We start from the raw sequence: 4,813 nt of genomic DNA on the forward strand, positions 1-4,813 counted from the left end.
CTTCACCCCTTGATCACTGGCAACGAGAACAAGCTCGTAATAATCAGGCACGCCATAATCAGTTGGGCTCAAAGCTGTCATCGGATAACCTTCTTTTGCAAGAAGCAATTTCTCGTGATTAATAAATCCGCCTATGATTGCATCTACATTCTTAGTTGAAATAGCTGGGATGAAGCCGAAGCCTACGTCTATCATATTGACACTGTCAGCGTCCCCGCCGTCATGCTTAATCATGGTTCGCATCATTGCTTCATATAAAGGAATGGAGGAGTAGCCAACTTTTTTGCCTGCTAAATCTTTAGGCGATTTGATGGCTCCATCTTGTGGTACCATCAAATGGTTGAGCGGATGTCTGACGATAGCAGCAATTGATTTTACGGGTATATTTTCACCGCGAGCCATTAGAATTTGAGGCTGATAGCTTAGCGCAAGGTCAATTTTCCCTGCTGCTACTAGCTTCAAAGAATCATTGGTATCTGCTGGCATTTGTATGTCAACCTCTAAGCCTTGCTTCGTGAAATACCCGTTTTTTTGGGCAGCGTATAGAAAAGAATGTACCGCGTTCGGATACCAGTCCAGCATAATGCTCAGCTTCTGAAGCGGCTGCTCCTCTGTAGGAGCAGCTGTTTGTTTGTTGCCCGAATTGTTCGTATTAGAGCCGCCGCAGCCGCTTATCACAAGCAATAAAGCTGCCAGCAGCAATGGTAATAGCATTTTAAGATTCGATTTGCTTCCAGATTTCATTCTTAATTTCATTTTCATTTCCGATTGCCTCTTCTCATTAATAATATTTTTTCTAGTAATACGATAAATAGAAACAGGGTGACGCCCATCAATGACAGCAAGAAAACGGATGCGAACATCGAATCGGTATTCAAATTACTGGACATGCGGCGACTGTAGTAGCCTAAGCCTGCGCTTCCTCCAAGCCATTCGCCGATAGTAGCACCTACTACGCAGTAGACGATAGATAGCTTAAGACCTGAGAAGAAGGAGGGCAGTGCGATAGGGACTTGAATTTTTCGGAAAATATCCCACTGATTCGCTCCCATCGTTAGTAGAAGCTCTTTGTAATCCTTGTCTCCTTGGCTTAGCCCATCGTAGGTGCTGACAACAATAGGGAAGAAGGCGGTAAGAAACACAACAGCGACTTTACTCCAAATGGTGTAGCCGAACCACATAATGAAAATGGGCGAAATCGCAATAAGCGGGATGGTTTGACTAATGACGATTATGGGGTAAAGTGTCTTCTCAAGCATGCGGAAAGATTGCATGCCTACTGCGAGAGCAGCACCGCCAATAACCGATAAAATAAAGCCAAAGGCAACCTCTCTAAGCGTAACGAGCAAATGTCTGCCCAGCAGAAGCTCGCGATCCTCGATTAGAGCACGCCCAATGGATATTGGAGCGGGTATAATAAAGGACGGGACTAAGCCAAGTCGAACGATCAATTCCCAAGCTAGCAAAAAGAACACCGTTAGTGCTATAAATAGTCCGTAGTTGCCTGGCCATGTATTAACTTGTGGTTTGCGCATATAGCCGTCGCTCCAAATCTTTTCTCAGCTGTATAAACTGCGGTTCATAATTGATCTCAAAATGTCTAGGTCTGGGTAAATGGACGTGGATTTCTTGAATGCCTTGCTCCGCTTCACTAGACAACATATAAATACGATCGCTTAGTAGAATGGCTTCTTCTAGGTCATGTGTAATGAACAAAACGGTCTTTTGCAAATCACTCCACAGCGATAACAGCCACTTATGCATCTGGCGTTTGGTCATCRCATCCAACGCACCGAAGGGCTCGTCGAGCAGCATCAGATCTTGACCTGTAATTAGTGTTCTTAGAAAAGCGACACGCTGCCGCATCCCACCAGACAATTGATCGGGATAAAGCTGCTCGCAGCCAGCTAAGCCAAAGCGTTCCAGCATTGCTAGAATCTCAACGCTTTTCGCTTCCTTGTTGGCCTTTGCAATCTCTAAGGGAAGCAAACAATTTTCTAGCACGGTTCTCCACGGCAGCAATAGATCCTTTTGCGGCATGTAGGCGATTATCCCGAGACGGTCGGCGGAATGCTGTCCATTTAAAAAAATCTCCCCATGAGTAGGCTCTAGTAAGCCTGCCAGCATCTTGAATAATGTACTTTTGCCAGAGCCGCTTGCACCAATAACAGAAACGAATTCACCCTTGCGAATGTCCATGGAAATCCCGGAAAATAAAGGGCGTTCGGAAGCGGGCGCAAAAGAATAAGTAAGCTTTCTCAGCGATAATAGGGCAGTAATAGACTAACCTCCTTCAAAGCTCGCGAAGCAGATTCACTTCGTAAACAGGTATGTAAATAAATAAAGACCCACCCATTTCCGAAGGAAACGAGTGGGTCAAAAAATTCAGTCAGGCTAACGCCGATGAATGAAAGTTCCGTTCCACTTCCCTCCGCTGGTATGATCCAGATCAGGTTCCAAGGGTCCAGAGCGGGTGCTCCATCTCAGTCGTTAGACTCCCCTAGTGAATTAAATAGAAGATATTTGATTTGTTTTTTCAATACTATAGCATACACTGGAGATATGTAAATCATAAATATTTGAAAAGGCGTTGAAATAGATGAAGAATCTGCTCGTTACCGGCTATCGTGCCCATGAGCTTAATATTTTTAATGAAAAGCATAAAGGCATTGTATATATCAAAAAAGCGCTCACCAGCAAGCTGATTCCATTAGTTGAAGAGGGCTTGGAATGGGTGATTACACCCGGTCAATATGGGGTGGATTTGTGGGCTTGTGAGGTAGTTATCGAGCTTAAGAAATCGTATCCGCAGCTGAAGTTATCGATTTTATCCGCATACAGCAACCCTGACGAAAAGTGGAAGGACGATAAAAAGGAATTCTATCAGCAAATTTTAAAAGGGGTCGATTATTACGCTGCCGTAAGCAAGCAGCCATATGATGGGGTTTGGCAGTTCACCGCGAGGGACGAGCTGTTATTTCGCAAAACAGATGGAATTGTTCTCGTTTATGATGAAGATGCAGGCGAAGGCAGTCCACGTTTTTTTAAAGAAAAGGCATTGAAAAAGCAGCAAGCAGATGGCTATCTGTATATCAACATTAGCTCGGAGGATATCCAAAGCATTGCAGATGATGAAGTTTATCATGAGATGGAATAATCGGAGCAACAGGGAACATAAAGTGATGTAGTCTTGGCTATTTACATGGAATCTATGAAAATATTTGTATTGACACACAGGATTTTCAATTGTTATAATAATCCACATTACATAAACCCGATAAAAACTATCGGGATAATATGATGGAGGTATTGTTCATGACAAAATCATTTGCACCGTACAGCAAGCTATTAACAGCACTCCTTTTATCCTTTTCTATCCTATTTACGCAATCGACTGCTTTCGCGGCTTCTCCGGCACCTGTTGCAGCAACTATTGCTGCATCACAAGAGGATGGAGTAGCGCAGTATAAACAATTTTTGCAAGAAAAGCACAACGTTAATCTTACAGGAAAMATTACGAAAGGCCAATTTATTAATGCTGTGGCCGATATTCTTGGTTACGAGCCTTCTGGTAAAGAGGTTACTTTTACTGATGTTAAAGCAAACCATGCATTGTTCCCAGCAGCAGCTGCTCTTTACGAGAACGGCATTCTATCAGGACCTGCTATACAAGGAGACGCAAAATTAACGAATGTGGTTGCTATTTCCATCGCGGTAAGAGCGGCTGATCTTAAAGAGCTAGCTTACACATATCCGACTGCGAAGGTTAATAAAGCTCTTAGTGCACTTCAAGTTAATGGCAGTACGTTAGGTACTAAAGTAGCGCAGGAATTGGCGCTTGCCGTTGATACGGGTTTATTGCCAGCAGAGTTTTATACGAACTTCAAACCAAAGGACATTTCGAGCGAGCAGTTGATCAACACGCTTCTAGGTAATGTTCTTATTACAAAAGGTCTTTACAAGCAATACATCGGCTATGTTAACGACGCTGATATTTATTCGAAGCTGAATAGCGCCTACGATAATTCTGATATTATTGAAGCGCCAAATCTGCAAAAGCTTGTTAATACAGCACTGGAGCAAAAGCTAATTACGGGCTACAACTTGAAGGATTCGCGCTTTGAGTCTAACTTTATTCCATCGCTCACGCTCACTTATGGACATTCCGACTATAAGCATGCTGTACAGCTAATTGGATTGCTGCGCACGGAAGGCCTAAATGCAAAAGTTCAATTCGAGCCTAAAACATCCGCTTTCGTATTTTTGGCTGAGTGGGGAGATCCAGGTCCTAACGTAGTGCAAATAGCAAACGGCAACTATATCGCTTTTGCCAAAGAATACGATCTGGCGTTTGAATTTTCTGCTGCCGCAGATAAGGCTGCATTCGACACAGTTATTGAAAGCTACGCAAAGAAAAATGAGGATGGCCAATCCGGTCTGATCGCTAGCTCATGGTGGCAGCCTCTCTATTATTCTTCAACGGAATTGAAAGGCTATGAAATCATTACAAACAACTTTATTTCCGATGAAAATAGTCCTTATACAGTAAATCCTTTCTCACTTAACGAGGATTCTGCCAAAGTAGTAGCGGGATTGAAAGCTATCGACCCTAATGTTAAGATTACGCCAACTGAGTTTTGGGTGGATAAGCCTTTCTTCAGATATTTACATGGCGAGTCTAAGTAAATGATCGGTTAAGTAGATAATCGTTTAAGAGAATAAGAGAATAAGAGAATAAGAGAATAAGAGAATAAGAGAATAAGAGAATAAGAGAATAAGAGAATAAGAGAATAAGAGATTAAGAGATTAAGAG

Annotated in this window: 5 protein-coding genes and 1 riboswitch; of the genes, 2 read left to right on the top strand and 3 right to left on the bottom strand. The window is 42.8% G+C overall.

Translation table 11 applies throughout. The features are described 5' to 3' along the window. The 3 genes from AC1DWN_RS28125 to AC1DWN_RS28135 form a co-directional block, all read right to left on the bottom strand. On the bottom strand, nucleotides 1-762 hold a 762-nt coding region (locus AC1DWN_RS28125), incomplete at its 3' end, for an ABC transporter substrate-binding protein (RefSeq protein ID WP_477562187.1). Beyond that, a complete protein-coding gene (locus AC1DWN_RS28130) occupies nucleotides 759-1,535 on the bottom strand; it encodes an ABC transporter permease (RefSeq protein WP_477562188.1) in 777 nt (258 codons plus the stop codon). The genes AC1DWN_RS28130 and AC1DWN_RS28125, both read right to left, overlap by 4 nt. Next, nucleotides 1,516-2,199, bottom strand: coding sequence for an ABC transporter ATP-binding protein (locus AC1DWN_RS28135; RefSeq protein WP_477562189.1), 684 nt, complete (start codon nucleotides 2,197-2,199; stop codon nucleotides 1,516-1,518). Before AC1DWN_RS28135 ends, AC1DWN_RS28130 begins: the two co-directional genes overlap by 20 nt. Before the next feature lie 210 nt (nucleotides 2,200-2,409). Further along, nucleotides 2,410-2,512: riboswitch (TPP riboswitch) on the bottom strand. A gap of 87 nt (nucleotides 2,513-2,599) precedes the next feature. On the opposite strand from AC1DWN_RS28135, the gene AC1DWN_RS28140 reads away from it, so the two are divergent. Both AC1DWN_RS28140 and AC1DWN_RS28145 read left to right on the top strand, forming a co-directional pair. Further along, the gene (locus AC1DWN_RS28140) at nucleotides 2,600-3,157 is read left to right on the top strand and encodes an SLOG family protein (protein ID WP_477562190.1); all 558 of its coding nucleotides are present in this window, start codon (nucleotides 2,600-2,602) and stop codon (nucleotides 3,155-3,157) included. Between the two features lie 158 nt (nucleotides 3,158-3,315). After that, nucleotides 3,316-4,686 carry a hypothetical protein gene (locus tag AC1DWN_RS28145; protein WP_477562191.1) on the top strand — a complete coding sequence of 457 codons (1,371 nt, stop codon included), beginning with the start codon at nucleotides 3,316-3,318 and terminating at the stop codon, nucleotides 4,684-4,686. Nucleotides 4,687-4,813 lie beyond the last annotated feature (127 nt).

It is taken from the genome of Paenibacillus sp. P4_A7, from assembly GCF_056402455.1.